The organism is Ancylobacter rudongensis (assembly GCF_900100155.1).
In the GTDB taxonomy this organism is placed as follows: Bacteria; Pseudomonadota; Alphaproteobacteria; order Rhizobiales; family Xanthobacteraceae; genus Ancylobacter; species Ancylobacter rudongensis.
Genome location: NZ_FMTP01000006.1, coordinates 132,367 through 147,027 on the forward strand (window position 1 = coordinate 132,367; position 14,661 = coordinate 147,027).

Annotated in this window: 14 protein-coding genes; 8 read left to right on the top strand and 6 right to left on the bottom strand. The window is 68.7% G+C overall.

The window, feature by feature from the left end; genetic code table 11:
• Positions 1-328: 328 nt before the first annotated feature.
• From BLO63_RS15715 to BLO63_RS15725, 3 genes are all read left to right on the top strand, one after another.
• Positions 329-1,057: a GntR family transcriptional regulator gene (locus tag BLO63_RS15715; protein WP_091442410.1), complete on the top strand. Its 729-nt coding sequence runs from the start codon at positions 329-331 to the stop codon at positions 1,055-1,057.
• 253 nt (positions 1,058-1,310) lie between these two features.
• Positions 1,311-1,772, top strand: a complete 462-nt coding sequence (locus BLO63_RS15720; protein ID WP_018388131.1) for a tellurite resistance TerB family protein — start codon at positions 1,311-1,313, stop codon at positions 1,770-1,772.
• Positions 1,773-1,878: 106 nt separating this feature from the next.
• Complete coding sequence (locus BLO63_RS15725) at positions 1,879-2,646, top strand: glutamine amidotransferase (RefSeq protein ID WP_091442413.1); 768 nt, start codon at positions 1,879-1,881, stop codon at positions 2,644-2,646.
• 108 nt (positions 2,647-2,754) lie between these two features.
• Here BLO63_RS15725 and BLO63_RS15730 read toward each other — a convergent pair whose 3' ends face one another.
• The 3 genes from BLO63_RS15730 to BLO63_RS15740 form a co-directional block, all read right to left on the bottom strand.
• Entirely contained in the window at positions 2,755-3,219 is a 465-nt protein-coding gene (locus BLO63_RS15730; protein WP_091442416.1) for a Ros/MucR family transcriptional regulator, read from the bottom strand.
• Between the two features lie 407 nt (positions 3,220-3,626).
• Positions 3,627-4,271: a TenA family protein gene (locus BLO63_RS15735; RefSeq protein WP_091442419.1), complete on the bottom strand. Its 645-nt coding sequence runs from the start codon at positions 4,269-4,271 to the stop codon at positions 3,627-3,629.
• A gap of 95 nt (positions 4,272-4,366) precedes the next feature.
• Positions 4,367-5,179, bottom strand: a complete 813-nt coding sequence (locus tag BLO63_RS15740; RefSeq protein ID WP_091442421.1) for an SDR family oxidoreductase — start codon at positions 5,177-5,179, stop codon at positions 4,367-4,369.
• A gap of 477 nt (positions 5,180-5,656) precedes the next feature.
• On the opposite strand from BLO63_RS15740, the gene pucL reads away from it, so the two are divergent.
• The 5 genes from pucL to uraD are packed head-to-tail and all read left to right on the top strand — an operon-like array spanning position 5,657 to position 12,348.
• Positions 5,657-6,496: a factor-independent urate hydroxylase gene (gene pucL / locus BLO63_RS15750; protein WP_091442424.1), complete on the top strand. Its 840-nt coding sequence runs from the start codon at positions 5,657-5,659 to the stop codon at positions 6,494-6,496.
• Positions 6,497-6,543: 47 nt separating this feature from the next.
• Positions 6,544-7,377: an FAD binding domain-containing protein gene (locus BLO63_RS15755; RefSeq protein ID WP_091442426.1), complete on the top strand. Its 834-nt coding sequence runs from the start codon at positions 6,544-6,546 to the stop codon at positions 7,375-7,377.
• Positions 7,374-10,100 (top strand): molybdopterin-dependent oxidoreductase, encoded by a 2,727-nt coding sequence (locus BLO63_RS15760; protein WP_091442429.1) that lies wholly within the window; start codon positions 7,374-7,376, stop codon positions 10,098-10,100. The genes BLO63_RS15755 and BLO63_RS15760 overlap by 4 nt, the downstream gene beginning before the upstream one ends.
• Positions 10,097-11,458: a guanine deaminase gene (gene guaD / locus BLO63_RS15765; RefSeq protein WP_091442432.1), complete on the top strand. Its 1,362-nt coding sequence runs from the start codon at positions 10,097-10,099 to the stop codon at positions 11,456-11,458. Before BLO63_RS15760 ends, guaD begins: the two co-directional genes overlap by 4 nt.
• Complete coding sequence (gene uraD / locus BLO63_RS15770) at positions 11,455-12,348, top strand: 2-oxo-4-hydroxy-4-carboxy-5-ureidoimidazoline decarboxylase (protein WP_091442434.1); 894 nt, start codon at positions 11,455-11,457, stop codon at positions 12,346-12,348. Before guaD ends, uraD begins: the two co-directional genes overlap by 4 nt.
• Before the next feature lie 30 nt (positions 12,349-12,378).
• Here uraD and BLO63_RS15775 read toward each other — a convergent pair whose 3' ends face one another.
• From BLO63_RS15775 to BLO63_RS15785, 3 genes are all read right to left on the bottom strand, one after another.
• A complete protein-coding gene (locus BLO63_RS15775; protein WP_091442437.1) occupies positions 12,379-12,597 on the bottom strand; it encodes a hypothetical protein in 219 nt (72 codons plus the stop codon).
• Positions 12,598-12,717: 120 nt separating this feature from the next.
• Positions 12,718-13,179: a flavin reductase gene (locus BLO63_RS15780; RefSeq protein ID WP_244517912.1), complete on the bottom strand. Its 462-nt coding sequence runs from the start codon at positions 13,177-13,179 to the stop codon at positions 12,718-12,720.
• 167 nt (positions 13,180-13,346) lie between these two features.
• Positions 13,347-14,660 (bottom strand): NtaA/DmoA family FMN-dependent monooxygenase, encoded by a 1,314-nt coding sequence (locus BLO63_RS15785; protein WP_091442441.1) that lies wholly within the window; start codon positions 14,658-14,660, stop codon positions 13,347-13,349.
• Between the last annotated feature and the right edge of the window lies 1 nt (position 14,661).

The window sequence follows — 14,661 nt, forward strand, 5'->3', positions numbered from 1 at the left end:
CACACGAATGGCCCGCCGCGCGTTTCGCGTGCGGCGGGCTCTGCCGCGAGACGGATGACCCAACGTCAGCCTTCTCGGGGCGCCCAGGCGAAGGGCGGGGCCAATCGCTCTTCCGCCGAGTCCCTCGCCCCCGGAGAGGGAAATCGGGCCATCAACGGTCGCGGGACACTCCGCCGCCCGAGCCACGCAGCAGAAGGTGGCCAGCGGACGGAAGCGCGAACCGGCGTTTCGGGGGACGGGAGGCAACGCCAATGATCTACGCCGATACGGAGCTTCATCGCCGATGCCATGGGCCAGTGCCCGGCAGCTGGCTCGGGACGGAAGCATCATGATGAGCGTCGAAAGCACTATTCGCCGGGTCAATGGAGGAGCGGCCAAGCTCTCCGTGGCGCCGCTGGAAGACACCTCCACCTTCAAGAACCGCGCCTATACCGCGCTGAAGGAGGTGATTGTCTCGCTCAACATCTACGACCAGTCGAACGAGGTGCGCCTCGACGAACGCCAGCTCGCCCAGAGCCTCGGGGTCAGCCGCACCCCGGTACGTGAGGCGATGGCCCAGCTCGAGCGCGAGGGTTTCGTGCATTCGGTGCCCCGGCGCGGCATCTATGTGGTGCGCAAGACCCGGCGCGAAGTGATCGAGATGATCCAGGTCTGGGCGGCGCTGGAAAGCCTCGCGGCGCGGCTGATCACCGTCCACGCCAGCGACGAGGAGATCGGCCGGCTGCGGGAGATGTTCGCCTCCTTCGACGAGGCCGGCGGCCCCCACGCCAAGCTCGACGAATATTCGGAGGTGAACATCCAGTTTCACCAGACGATCATCGCCATGGGCGGCAACGGCATATTGGTCAATCTGGCGGAAAACCTGTTCACCCATATGCGGATGATCCGTCGCAAGACCATCGGCGAGGAGAACCGGGCCGATCGCTCGATCCAGGATCACCTCGCCATCATCCAGGCGCTGGAAGCGCGCGATACCGATGCGGCGGAGGTGCTGGTGCGCAACCACGCGCTGGGTCTCGCCGATCACGTCTCGCGCTACGCCGACTATCTCGAATAGGGCCGCGCCCGCGCCCCGCGCGGACACGCCCCACAGGCACACTCGACCCGGCGGGTTCCTCGACCCCGCCGGGGTTTTTTGCTTGGTGGCGAGCGAAGTGTGGCCCGGCTGCACCGACGCCGCGCCTTCGGTCGTGCGCGGCCGACCGGCCGTTGCGCCCCCGCAGGGATTGCGTTACCCACGGTTCAGGTCCGCTGCCGGACCCCATCCCATTGCTGAACCGATCGACCCGCCGCAGGAGGAGCCGTCCGGCATGCTGCGCTCGCTGACCGATTTCATCGCCGAGATTGCCGGGGGCGGTCGAGAGACCTCCGCCTTTGCCGAGAACGACTACCGGCTGGCGGCCGCCGCGCTGCTGGTGCATGTGGTGACGATCGACGGCGTGATCGGCGCCGACGAGATGGACAAGCTGCGCCGCCTCCTCGCCGCGCGCTTCACCCTGTCCGAAGACGACGCGGAAAAGCTGCTCGAAGCCGCCATTGCCCGCGACGCCGAGGCGGTCGACCTCTACGCCTTCACCAGCGTGCTCAACCGCGCCATGGACGAAGAGGGCCGCCGCCGGGTGGTGGAGATGATGTTCGAGGTCGCCTATGCCGATGGCGGGTTGACCGAATTCGAGGACAATCTGGTCTGGCGCGCGGCCGAATTGCTCAACATCACCTCCCGCGACCGGGTCGATATTCGCAAGCGCGTGCGCGACGCCTTCGAGGGCTGATCACCCGCCCGTCCGAGTGCGGGGTTGAGGTGCGGGGCGAATCGTGGCGTCATCCTTGCTTGGGTGGGGGCCCAGCGTCCAAACCGGCTCGTGCCGCACCGAGATCATGGCTGTCGCAGAAACCCCGCTTCCCGTTCTCATCGTCCTCCACCAGGAGCACTCCTCCCCGGGCCGCGTCGGGCGGCTGCTGGCCGAGCGGGGGCACCGGCTCGACATCAGGCGGCCCTGCCTCGGAGAAGCCTTGCCGCCCACCCTCGCCGACCATGCCGGGGCGGTGGTGTTCGGCGGCCCGCAAAGCGCCAATGACTGCCATGACTATGTGCGGGCCGAGATCGACTGGATCGGCGTGCCGCTGCGCGAGGGCAAGCCTTATCTCGGCATCTGCCTCGGCGCGCAGATGCTGGCGCGCCATCTCGGCGCGCGCGTCGCACCGCACCCGGAAGGACTGGTCGAGATCGGCTACTACCCGATCCGCGCCACCGATGCCGGAACGCAGATGTTGCAAGACGCGGCCGCGCTAGCGCCCGCTGGACCGGCGCACTGGCCGGATCATGTCTATCACTGGCATCGTGAAGGCTTCGACCTCGCCGCGGGAGCGGAACTGCTCGCCGAGGGGCCGACCTTTCCCAACCAGGCCTTCCGCTACGGCGCCAGCGCCTATGGCATCCAGTTCCACCCGGAGGTGACGCATCACATGATGTGCCGCTGGACGGTGCGGGGCGGGGAGAGGCTGGATCTGCCGGGCGCCCGCCCGCGCCGGGCGCATTTCACCGACCGGCTGCAGCATGATGCCCGCATCCGGCTCTGGCTGGAGGCCTTTGTCGAGCGCTGGCTTGCGGGCACCCGCCAGCCAGCCGCCGCCGGCCAGAGCTGAGCTTAGCGGGCGCGCGGGACGAAAGGCGGGCCAGTGAAAACGAAAAAGGCCGCACCGACATCGCCGGCGCGGCCTCTTCATAATGAAAGCGTCGGACCAGCCAGAGGCTCAGGCGACCTTCTTGGCGCGGCCACGCGGCTTGGCGACGGGAGCGGGCACCGGCTTCTTGCGCTGCTGGCCGAGGCCCATCTTCTTCGCGAGGTTGGAGCGCGCTTCAGCATAGCTGGGGGCGACCATCGGATAATCGTTCGGCAGGCCCCACTTGGCGCGGTATTCCTCGGGCGTCATGTTGTACTTCGTGCGCAGATGACGCTTCAGCGACTTGAACTTGAGGCCGTCTTCCAGGCAGATGATAAATTCCGGCGTCACCGACTTCTTCACCGGGACCGCAGGCTTCAAAACCTCTTCGACAACGGCCGGAGCGGGAGTGGAGAGACGAAGCAGGGCGCCATGCACCTTGGCGATCAGATCCGGAAGTTCGGCGGCGGGCACCGAGTTGTTGCCGACAAAAGCCGCAACGACATCCGCGGTGAGGCCAAGATAGTCGGCCGACACGCTTTCCTGCTCAGACATTTATTTTCTCCATTGAATCTGACATCGATTTAACATCAACCGTAGAAACGTCAATAAGCAATCGACAAGCAAAGCGGCAGGGTTGTGGCAGTTTCTATGCCTCGAACTAAAAACTACCGTGCGCGTACCTCCATCTTTGGAGGCTTCCTGCGGCACGGTGAGTTGTAGCGGCGCCCTTGGGTTAAGTCGAATGAAGTCCTGCGGCGGCAAAGGTTTTTTCCTTCGCCCAATCGCGGCATTTCGCACCGCCCCTGAGGCGGCCATGTATTGGCACTCGGCCACTGTCGCGCGCTAGGAAAGGCTGTGGGAAATAAACGATAGTCAGACCCGTGCGCACAAGTTCTTGATGAGCCTTGCCTCAAAGTACAATCCCTGGACGTCCCGCGTCGCGCCGGGGCTTAATCGAATCACTCGTAGATGTGATCGAAGAAAGCCCGCTCCAGCGTCACCGCGCGGCGGAAGAAGGCGGCGGCATCGGCGCGGGCGGCAGGGGCGCTAGCCGCACCGATGCGATCCAATTCGCCGCGCAACCAGGTGACGAAGCTTCGGAACCCGTCATTATTGTGCAGGGTGATCCATTCCGCATGCACGAAGTCGGGCGGAAGCTCTTCACCCGGGCGATCGGCCCAGCTCAAGTAAAGCCATTCGGCCACGGTGAGAACCGCCAGGCAACTGGCGTAGTCCCGGCTGGCGGCAGCGTCCTTCATCAGGGCCTGGAAGCCGGCGGTCGGCGCCGTCAGCACGGGATGGGCGCGCTCGGCTTCCGGCACGCCAAGCGCGACGAAGGCGCGCTGGAAATAGGTGTTCTCGTCGCTGGTGATCATCGCCGCGAACTGGGCGAAGCGAATGCGTGACTCGAAACGGTCGGCGGTGGCGATCGCCATGCCGAGAAGGGCGACAAAGCCGTCGATGAACTGGTAGTCCTGCGCCAGATAGCGGCGCATCACATCAGGCGACACCTCGCCGGCGAAGATCTCCCGGACAAAACGGTGATCGACGCAGGCCTGCCAGTCCTGCGCGTTCTCCTGCCGCAGTTCATTGCTGAAGCTCATCGGTTCCTCTCCGCCTGCCCAGATCCTGCGCGGGTATCTAGAGCGTTTTACGTGGGAGAGGAATCGTCCGGCGTGAAAGTTGTTGGGGCCGTCGGTTACATCCTGACCGACTGGCCGCCATCGACGACGAGGACATGGCCATTGACGAAGGAGGCCTCGTCGGACGCCAGGAACACGGCGGCGGCGCCGATTTCCGGTGGATGGCCCCAGCGGCCGAGGGGCACGCGGATATCGACGAAGGCGGAAAAGGCGGCGTCGGCGACCAGGCCGGCATTGGTTTCGGTGGCGAACATGCCGGGGGCGATCGCGTTGCTGGTGATCCCTGCCCGGGCATAGTCGACCGCCAGCGCCCGCATCAGCCCGCCGAGCCCCGCCTTGGCAGCGGTGTAGACCGGGTCGTGGCGGTTGGCGATGTGGGCGGCGATCGAGGTGACGGTGATCAGCCGGCCATGCCGGTGCGCCGCCATGTGTTCGGCCGCCTCGCGCGCCAGCAGCATCGGCCCGACGAGATCGGCGGCAAGAAGGGCTTCCACCTTGCCCGGCACGAAATCCTTCAGCGGCCGACGGTCGCGGGCGCCGACATTGTTGACCAAGATGTCGAGCCGGCCATGTTCCGCGACGATGGAAGCGATCGCCGCGCGCCCGGCGGCCGGGTCGGCAACGTCGAAGGGCGCGATGGCGACGGGACGGCCGGTGGCGTTGGTGAGGGCGGCGGCCGCCGCCTGCAGGCGCCCGGCGTGCCGACCATTGATCACCACATGGGCGCCGGCGGCGGAAAGCGCCTTCGCCATTTCGAAGCCGAGCCCGCGCCCCGCCCCGGTGACGAGGGCGAGACGGCCGTCGAGGCGGAAGGGACGCGCGAGGGGCTTTGACGCGCCGTCAGCGGGCGGGGAAGAAGAGGTCGTCATGGCGAACTCGGCTGGAGCGCAGGGGGGGCGCATGTTGGCCCGGTCGTCCGGCCGGCGCCACCCGCTTTCGCGCCGAACAGGGCCGGATGTCGTCTGTGCTGTTGGGTAAACAATAGGCTGAATGGTACATAGATAAGCGTCATTGTCTCCACCGCCATCCGCTTCCGCACACGCTGCCGGCCGCCCTGTTCGCCGGCCGCGGCGCGACGATCGCCATCGGCATCACCGGCGTGCTGCTGTTCTCGGTGCCCAACAGCCCGCTGTCGCAGCCGGCCCATGTGGTGGGCAGGCCCTTCGTGGCGACCGCCTCGGCGATGGCGCTCCACATAGTGCTGCCGGAAGCTGCGGCGTTTCGGTCCCATTGGTCCAGGTGGCTTTCGCACGGGGCGCGGCGGTGCCAGACTGGCATCGGTTTCGCATGCGCGACCGTTAGCCGACCGATCCGCTGACCCATCCGCACCCTGGGGGACCGTGCCCATGCCGCTCATTTCCAACAGCTATGGCAAGGGCCGCGTGCGCATCATGCGGGTCGGGCGCGACGGCGCCCGCCACGAGGTGCGCGAGCTTTCCGTGCAGGCGATGCTGACCGGCGATTTCACGGCGGCCTATACGCAGGGCGACAACCGGCAGGTGATCGCCACCGATTCGATCAAGAACATCGTCAACATCGTCGCCCGCGACCATGTCGGGGCGGAGAATGAGGTGTTCGCGGGCGCGCTGGCGCAGTATTTCCTCGACCGCTACCCCCATGTCACCGGCGTCGACATTTCGGCATCCGAGACGAAATGGCGGCGGATCGAGGTCGAAGGCGCCCCGCACGACCATGCCTTCGTGCTCGACGGCAATGGCAAGGCCACCGTGACGCTCGCCGCGACCCGCGAGGGCACCCGCCTCGCCTCCGGGGTCGACCGATTCACCTTCCTCAAGACCACCCAGTCGGGCTGGGAGGATTACTGGTTCGACGAGGCGACGACGCTGAAGCCGACCGCCGACCGGCTGTTCGCCACCGCCATGGAGGCGCAGTGGCTGTGGAGTGGGGTGCCGGCGAGCTATGAAGCCGCCAATGCGGCGGTGCTGGCGGCGGCGCTCAAGGTGTTCGCCACCACCTACAGCCCCGGCGTGCAGGCGACGCTGTACCAGATGGGCGAGGCGGTGCTGGCCGCGGTGCCGGAGGTGGCTGAGATTTCCATGGCCTGCCCGAACAAGCACTACCTGCCCATCGACCTCTCGCCCTTCGGCCGCGCCTTTGACGGGCAGGTGTTCACCCCGACCGACGAGCCCCACGGCCAGATCGTCTGCACCGTGGGGCGCGGCTGAGCGGGCGGCGGGGAACGGCGACAGGGATCGGCGACAGGGATCGGCTCATGGACCTCAACGCGGTCACGGACGTGCTGCGCCCATGCGGGCGGGCGGAGCTGCCGATCGCGTGCGAGGGCGACGCCGTTCTCGGCGGCGGCACCTGGCTGTTCTCCGAGCCGCAGCCCGCCATCCGCCGGCTGATCGACCTCGCCGGCTTCGGCTGGGAGCCGCTGCGCACCGGGGCGGATGGGCTCACCCTTTCCGCCACCTGCACGATCGCCGAGCTGAACGGCCTCGAGGCGCCGTCGGAGTGGCGGGCGGCCTTCCTCATCCGCGAATGCTGCCGTGCCTTCCTCGCCTCGTTCAAGATCTGGAACATGGCGACGGTGGGTGGCAATATCTGCCTCGCCCTGCCGGCGGGGCCGATGATCTCGCTCGCGGCCGCGCTCGAGGGCGAGGGCGTGCTGTGGGCGCCGGAGGGGACCGAGCGGCGGGTGCGGATCGCCGATTTCGTGCGCGGGCCGCGCGAGGTGGCGCTGGCGCTCGGCGAGGTGCTGCGGGCGGTTCATCTGCCGGCCGAGGCGCTGCGCCGCCGCGCCGCCTTCCGCCGCGCCTCGCTCACCCCGCTCGGCCGCTCGGGCGTGCTGCTGATCGGCACGCGGGGCGAGGAGGGCGACTTCGCGCTCACGGTGACGGCCTCCACAAGGCGGCCGGTGCAACTCGTTTTCCCCGCTATGCCGATATCTGGCGAACTCGCCGCGCAGCTGGCGGCAGCCATTCCCGACGCCCTCTATTACGACGACATGCACGGGCGGCCCGACTGGCGCCGCCACATGACGCATCTTCTCGCGCAGGAAATCCGCGACGAACTGAGTGAACCGGGCGAGGGGCGCGCGTGAGGCTGACCGTCAATGGCCGTGCCGTCGAGACCGAGGCCCGGCCGGGCCAGTGCCTGCGCACCCTGCTGCGCGAACTGGGCTGGTTTGGGGTGAAGAAGGGCTGCGATGCCGGCGATTGCGGCGCCTGCACCGTTCATCTCGATGGGCGGCCGGTGCATAGCTGCGTCACCCCCGCCTTCCGCGCCGAGGGGCGGGCCGTCACCACCATCGAGGGGCTGGCGGACACGGCCGAAGGTGACGGCCTGCACCCGATGCAGGAGGCGTTCCTTGCGGCGCAGGGCTTCCAGTGCGGCTTCTGCACCGCCGGCATGGTGATGACGTCAGCCGCGCTCGACCAGGGCCAGCGCGCGGACCTGCCGGCCGCGCTGAAGGGAAATCTCTGCCGCTGCACCGGCTATGCCGCCATCGCCGATGCGGTGGGCGGGATTGCGACGGTGGAGCCCGATGCGCGGCAAGGCCGCGTCGGCCGCAACCTCGCCGCGCCGGCCGGGCCGGCCATCGTGACCGGCGCGGCGCGCTACACCATGGATGTGGCGCCGGAGGGCGAACTCGCGGAGCTGCTGCACATGAATTTGCTGCGCGCGCCCCATCCCCATGCCCGCATACGCGCCATCGACACGGCGGCGGCGCTTGCCCTGCCGGGCGTGGTGGCGGTGCTCACCCATGAGGATGCGCCTTCCCGGCTTTTCTCGACCGCGCGTCACCACCACGCCACCGACGATGTCGACGACACCCGCGTGCTCGACGCGGTGGTGCGCCATATCGGCCAGCGCGTGGCGGCGGTCGTGGCGGTGAGCGAGGCCGTGGCGGAGGCCGGCTGCGCGGCGATCCGGATCGACTACGAGCTGCTGCCGGCGGTGTTCGACCCGGAGGAGGCGATGGCACCCGGTGCGCCGCTGGTGCATGGCGAGAAGGGGCCGGACAGCCGTATCGCCGACCCCTCCCGCAATATCGTCGCGGCGCAGGCCGGCGAGGTCGGGGATATCGCGACCGGTTTCGACGCCGCCGATGTGATCCACGAGGCGACCTATGAGAGCCAGCGGGTGCAGCACGCGCATCTGGAGACGCATGGCTGCATCGGGTGGCGCGATGCCGAGGGGCGGCTGGTGATCCGCAGTTCCACCCAGACGCCCTTCCTCACCCGCGACGCGCTGGCCGCTCTCTACGACCTGCCGCGTGAGGGCGTGCGCGTCTTCGCCGCGCGGGTCGGCGGCGGCTTCGGCGGCAAGCAGGAAATGCTCACCGAAGATATCGTGGCATTGGCCGTGCTGAAGACCGGGCGGCCGGTGAAGCTGGAATATACCCGCGCCGAGCAGTTTGCCGCCTCCACCAGCCGCCACCCGATGAAGGTGACGGTGAAGCTCGGCGCGACGCGGGACGGGCGGCTGACCGCCATTTCCATGCGGATGCTGCTGAACACCGGCGCCTATGGCAACCATGCCACCGGCGTACTGTTTCATGGCTCGGGCGAGAGCGTCGCGCTTTATCGCTGCCCGAACAAGAAGGTGGAGGGCTGGTCGGTTTATACAAATTCCCTGCCGAGCGGCGCCTTTCGCGGCTATGGGCTGAGCCAGACCATTTTCGCGGTGGAATCGGCGATGGACGAGCTGGCGCACCGGCTGGGGATCGACCCGGTGGCGCTGCGGCGGCTGAACATGGTGCGGCCGGGCGATGCGATGGTGTCGTCCTCGGCGCCGCACCACGACGTGGAAATGGGCAGCTACGGGCTCGACCAGTGCCTCGACCGGGTGGAGGCGGAACTGGCCAAGCCCTCGCCGGCGCGGCTATCCGCCGACTGGCATGTCGGGCGCGGCCTCGCGGCGGCGATGATCGACACCATTCCCCCGCGCGGGCATGTGGCGCAGACGCGGCTGGCGCTGACCCCGGAAGGGACTTACGAGCTGCGCACCGGCACGGCGGAATTCGGCAATGGCACGACGACGGTGCATGTGCAGATTGCCGCGACAGTGCTGGGCGCCCGGCCGGGGCAGATAGTCGTGCGCCAGTCCGACACCGCCCATGTCGCGCACGATACCGGCGCCTATGGCTCGACCGGCACGGTGGTGGCGGGCGCGGCCACGCAGGCGGCGGCGCGGGCGCTGGCGGACAAGATCCGCGCCGCCGCGGCCGCCCGGATGGGCGTGGCGCCCGGGCAGTGCCGGATCGAGGGCGAGGCGGTGGCGGCGGGGGAGAAGCGGATCGCGCTCGCCGCTCTCGCCCCGCTGGAAGCGGTGGGCGATGCCTCCGGCACGCCGCGCTCGGTTGCCTTCAACGTGCAGGGCTTCGAGGTCGCGGTGCATGCCCGCACCGGGGAGATCCGCATCCTGCGCTCCGTCCACGCCGCCGACGCCGGCACGGTGGTGAACCCGATGCAGTGCCGGGGACAGGTGGAGGGCGGCGTCGCCCAAGCGATCGGGGCGGCGCTCTATGAGCGGCTGATGATGGATGACGAGGGCGCGGTGACCAATGCCAGCTTTCGCGGCTACCACATTCCCGCCTTCGCCGATGTGCCGCGCACGGAGGTGTTTTTTGCCGATACGTTTGATGCGATCGGGCCGATGGGGGCGAAGTCGATGAGCGAGAGCCCGTTCAACCCGGTGGCGGCGGCGCTGGCCAACGCGATCTTCGACGCCACCGGCGTGCGGTTGCGCGCCACGCCCTTCGTGGCGGATGAACTCTACGCGCTGCTGCCCGCCCAGGCGGCGGAAGAGGTGGCGTCATGAGTGGGAGCCTTCAATCGCGGGTGCTGCGCGGGCCGGCGGCGACGCTGACCGGCAACCCGTTCGAGCAGCCCTCGCGCGGCTGCCTCGCCTATCACGACGACGCGCTTGTCGTGATCGAGGAAGGGATCATCACCGCCTTCGGGCCGCATGCCGAACTGAAGGACGCGCTGCCCGCCGGCAGCGAGGTCACGCACTATCCCGACCATCTGATCGTGCCCGGTTTCATCGACGCGCATGTGCATTACCCGCAGATGCAGGTGATCGGCGCCTATGGCACGCAATTGCTGGAATGGCTGGAGACCTACACCTTCCCCGCCGAGATGAGCTTCGCTGATGCCGGCCATGCCCGCCGGGTGGCGCATCTGTTCCTGCGCGAATTGCTGCGCGCCGGCACCACCACGGCGATGGTCTATTGCACCGTCCACTCGCAGTCGGTGGAGGCTTTCTTCCACGAGGCGGCGCGGTTCGACGCGCGGATGATCGCCGGCAAGGTGCTGATGGACCGGCACGCGCCTGCGGGCCTGCTCGACACCGCCCAGCGCGGCTATGATGAAAGCCTCGCCTTGATCGAGCGCTGGCATGGGCGCGGGCGGGCGCTCTACTGCGTCACGCCGCGCTTCGCGCCGACCTCGACCGAGGCCCAGCTCGACGCCGCCGGCGCGCTGCTGAAGACCCGCGACGGGCTCTTCCTGCAGACGCATCTGTGCGAAAATCCGGCCGAGATCGAGTGGGTGCGCGAGCTCTTCCCCGCTCGCGCTTCCTATCTCGACGTCTATGCCCATGCCGGGCTGGTGGGGCCGCGCTCCATGTTCGGCCATGGCATCCACCTGCATGAGGGCGATTTCTGCACCTGCCACCAGGCGGGGGCGGCGCTGGCGCATTGCCCGACCTCGAACCTGTTTCTGGGCAGCGGCCTGTTTCGCCTGTTCGAAGCGGTCGATCCGCGCCGGCCGGTGATGGTGGGGCTCGGCACCGATGTGGGCGGCGGCACCTCGCTCTCGCAACTGCAGACGCTGAACGAGGCCTACAAGGTCGCGGCGATGGTCGGCCACAAGCTCGACGCGGTGCAGGGCTTCTATCTCGCCACGCTGGGCGGGGCGCGGGCGCTGGGGCTGGACGGTAAGATCGGCCAGCTGGCGCCGGGGATGGAGGCCGATCTCTGCGTGCTCGACCCGAGGGCGACGCCGTTCATGGCGTTCCGCGCCGGCTATTGCGCCTCGATCGAGGAGGTGCTGTTCATGCTGATGACGCTGGGCGACGACCGCGCGGTGCGCGCGACCTATGTCGCCGGGCGCTGCGTCTATGACCGTGACCGCGAGGACGATCCGTTCCGGCCTGCGATCCCGAGCGAGGAGTGACCGTGCCCCACCCCGTCTCCCTCGACACGCTCAACACCCTTGACCGCGACGGCTTCGTCGCCGCGCTGGACGGCGTGTTCGAGCATGCGCCATGGGTGGCGCAGGCCGCCTTCGCCCATGCGCCGTTCGATACGGTCTCAGCGCTGCATAACGGGCTGATGGCGGCAGTGTGGGCGCGGCCGGAGGCGGAGCGCGTCGCCTTCGTTGCGGCGCATCCCGACCTCGCCGGCAAGGCGGCGCGGGCGGGCGACATCGCCGCCGCCTCGGTGTCGGAACAGGCGGGGCTGGGGCTCGACCGGCTGTCGGACGCGGAATTCGCGCGCTTCGAGCGGCTGAACGCCGCCTATCGCGCCCGCTTCGGCTTTCCCTTCGTCATCTGCGTACGGCGGCAGACCCGCGACGCGCTGCTCGACGTCTTCGAGGCGCGGCTGCTGCAGGGGCGGGAGGCGGAACTCGCCACCGCGCTGGTCGAGATCGGCCATATCACCGCGCTGCGGCTGGTGGAGCGGGTGGAGGGGCCGGGTCCGCCGAAGGTGCACGGGCGACTTTCCACCCATGTGCTCGACACCCACAAGGGCGGACCGGCGCAGGGCGTGCGGGTGGAGCTGTTCGAGGTGGGCGCCACCGCGCGGGCACTGCTGGCCGAGGCGGTGACGAATGAAGACGGGCGCACCGACGCGCCGCTGATCTCAGGCGCGCCGCTGCGGGCGGGGCGCTATGAGCTGGTGTTCCATATCGGCGCCTATTTCAGGGCGCGAGGCCTCGATCTGCCGGGAACGGCCTTCCTCGACACGGTGCCGATCCGTTTCGGCATCGCCGAGCCGGAGGGGCACTATCATGTGCCGCTGGTGGTGACGCCGTGGAGCTATTCCACCTATCGCGGCAGCTGATCGACGCGCGTGCCGCCGGCCGTGGCGGCGTCAGCGATGCGCATAGGCGTTGATCGTTTCCTGCCAGCGAATGGCGGCGTCGCCATTCAGCGCGGCGCGGTTGGCCGCGCGCTCCGGCGTCGCGTAGGTACGCAGCCAGGGAAAGGCGGAGGGCTTCGCATTGGGGTTCTGCGGCTGCGTCTGCGCCGCCGCCGGCAGGGCGAAGGTGCTGGCGAGCAGGGCAGCGGCGATGAGCTTGGTGGTGCGCATGGGGCGTCTCCTCGACGGGCGTGCGGGCTGCACGCCTCGCCGTTATCTACGCGCGCACCTGTCCGCTCGCTTTCCAGCGCGCGCGGAAACCGCCGCGGATCACCGGCTGTTGATGCCCGTTCAGTCGTCGGTCGGGCCGGACAGCGTGTGGTAGCGTCGGCTGTAATAGATCAGGCTCTCATGCGAGCCGCCCTCGGCGACGCCGACCACCTCGCAGAACAGCACATTATGGGTGCCGACCTCGACAGTGCGGACGATGCGGCAATCGAAGGCGACCACCGCGCCGACCAGCATCGGCGCACCGGTGGCGGCCACGCGCCAGGCGCCGCTGGCGAAGCGCTCCTCCGGCGGGGTGCGGCCGCCGAACAGGTTGGACAGCGGCTCGTGCCCCGCCGCCAGCGTGTTGATGCAGACGACGCCATTGGCATGGACCGGGCCGGCCGCCGAGGAGCCCTTGTTGAGGCAGACCAGAAGCGTCGGCGGGCTGTCGGTGACCGAGCACACGGCCGAGGCGGTGAAGCCGTGGCGCCCGCCCGGCCCGTCGGTCGTGACGATATTCACCGCCGCGCCCAGCCGCGCCATGGCGTTGCGAAAGCCCTCCCGCGTGACCGCGGGAGGGGTGGTGTCGGGAGCGCCGTCGAGCGGCGAGCACGGGGGGGGCATGCCCATCTCCTTCTGCCGGAGCCTTGCCGGCGCTGGTGCAGGGCGCGGCGCGGCCGCGCCCCCGGGTCGCGATGTCGGGTCGCGGGTCAGAATTCACGCAGATTGTCGCGCAGCAGCTGGTGCTTGTATTCGGTGCGGGTGAGGCCGCGCCGCTGCAGTTCCGGCACCAGCCCGTCGCAGATCTCGGTGATGTAGCGGCGGGACACGCGCAACACCGGCGTGGTGATGAGGAAGCCGTCGCCGCCGACCTCCTCCATCGCCTCTCCCATCTTCTGCGCCACCTGTGCCGGCGTGCCGATCAGCTCCAGCGAGGAGACGAGGCCGCCGCCGCCATCGGCCGCCAGCTGGCGCAGCGTCTTGCCCGAGCCCCATTGCTGGAACTTGTCGAGCGTGCCGGATTCGCCGTTGGTGACGAGCTTTTCCGGCAGGGGCTGGTCGAGGTCGAACTGGGCGAAGTCGATCTCGGTGATGGCCGAGATGGAGATCAGCACGTCATTGGCAAAGTTGTCGGACAAGGTGACCCGGTCGAAGCGGGCGCGGGCTTCCTCTTCAGTCTCGCCCAAGCTCGGCGTGATGCAGAAGAACACCTTGATCTCGTCCGGGTCGCGGCCGATGGCGGCGGCGCGGGCGCGGATGTCGGCGCGGAACGCCTTCATGCCGTCGACGCCATTGGCCACCGAGACGATAGCGTCGGCGTAGCGGGCGGCGAAATCGCGCCCGCGCGGGGAGGCGCCGGCCTGCAGATAGACCGGGCGGCGCTGCGGCGAGGGCACGGTGTTGAGCGGGCCGCGCACCTGGTAATAGGTGCCCTTGTGGTCGATGGTGTGGACCTTGGAGCCGTCGGCATAGATGCCGTTGGCACGGTCGAGCACCACGGCGTCCGGCTCCCAGCTGTTGAACAGCTTGTCGCAGACTTCCATGTATTCCTCGGCCATGGCGTAGCGGTCCTCGCGCGGAGGCAGCTTGTCCATGCCGAAATTCTTCGCCATCAGGTCCTCGGCCGAGGTGACGACGTTCCAGCCGAAGCGGCCCTTGGTGAGGCTGTCGATGGTCGAGCACAGCCGCGCCAGCATGAAGGGCGGATAAGCCATGGTCGAGAGCGTCGCCACCACGCCGAGATGCTTGGTCGCCATGCCCATGGCCACCGCCAGCGGGGCGGGATCGGCCTTCGGCACCATCATGGCGTGCTTGAGCGAGAGGTCGCGCGAGCCGCCGAAGGTTTCGGGCACCATCAGCTTGTCCTCGATCATGATGAGATCGAAGCAGGCGCGCTCCATGGCCTGGGCCATTTCGATATAGAACTGGCCGTCCCACGGGTTGCCGCCCTGGCCGAAGGGTTCGCGCCATTCGTCGGGCGTGAAGTTCATGAACCAGGCGAGATGGAAGCGCTTGTCGGCCATT

Coding starts and splice junctions, on each gene's coding strand:
- BLO63_RS15775 (WP_091442437.1), bottom strand. CDS start 12,597: ATGCGCACCACCAAGCTCATCGCCGCTGCCCTGCTCGCCAGCACCTTC.
- BLO63_RS15730 (WP_091442416.1), bottom strand. CDS start 3,219: ATGTCTGAGCAGGAAAGCGTGTCGGCCGACTATCTTGGCCTCACCGCG.
- pucL (WP_091442424.1), top strand. CDS start 5,657: ATGCCGCTCATTTCCAACAGCTATGGCAAGGGCCGCGTGCGCATCATG.
- BLO63_RS15725 (WP_091442413.1), top strand. CDS start 1,879: ATGGCTGTCGCAGAAACCCCGCTTCCCGTTCTCATCGTCCTCCACCAG.
- BLO63_RS15720 (WP_018388131.1), top strand. CDS start 1,311: ATGCTGCGCTCGCTGACCGATTTCATCGCCGAGATTGCCGGGGGCGGT.
- guaD (WP_091442432.1), top strand. CDS start 10,097: ATGAGTGGGAGCCTTCAATCGCGGGTGCTGCGCGGGCCGGCGGCGACG.
- BLO63_RS15740 (WP_091442421.1), bottom strand. CDS start 5,179: ATGACGACCTCTTCTTCCCCGCCCGCTGACGGCGCGTCAAAGCCCCTC.
- BLO63_RS15785 (WP_091442441.1), bottom strand. CDS start 14,660: ATGGCCGACAAGCGCTTCCATCTCGCCTGGTTCATGAACTTCACGCCC.
- BLO63_RS15755 (WP_091442426.1), top strand. CDS start 6,544: ATGGACCTCAACGCGGTCACGGACGTGCTGCGCCCATGCGGGCGGGCG.
- BLO63_RS15780 (WP_244517912.1), bottom strand. CDS start 13,179: ATGGCGCGGCTGGGCGCGGCGGTGAATATCGTCACGACCGACGGGCCG.
- BLO63_RS15735 (WP_091442419.1), bottom strand. CDS start 4,271: ATGAGCTTCAGCAATGAACTGCGGCAGGAGAACGCGCAGGACTGGCAG.
- BLO63_RS15715 (WP_091442410.1), top strand. CDS start 329: ATGATGAGCGTCGAAAGCACTATTCGCCGGGTCAATGGAGGAGCGGCC.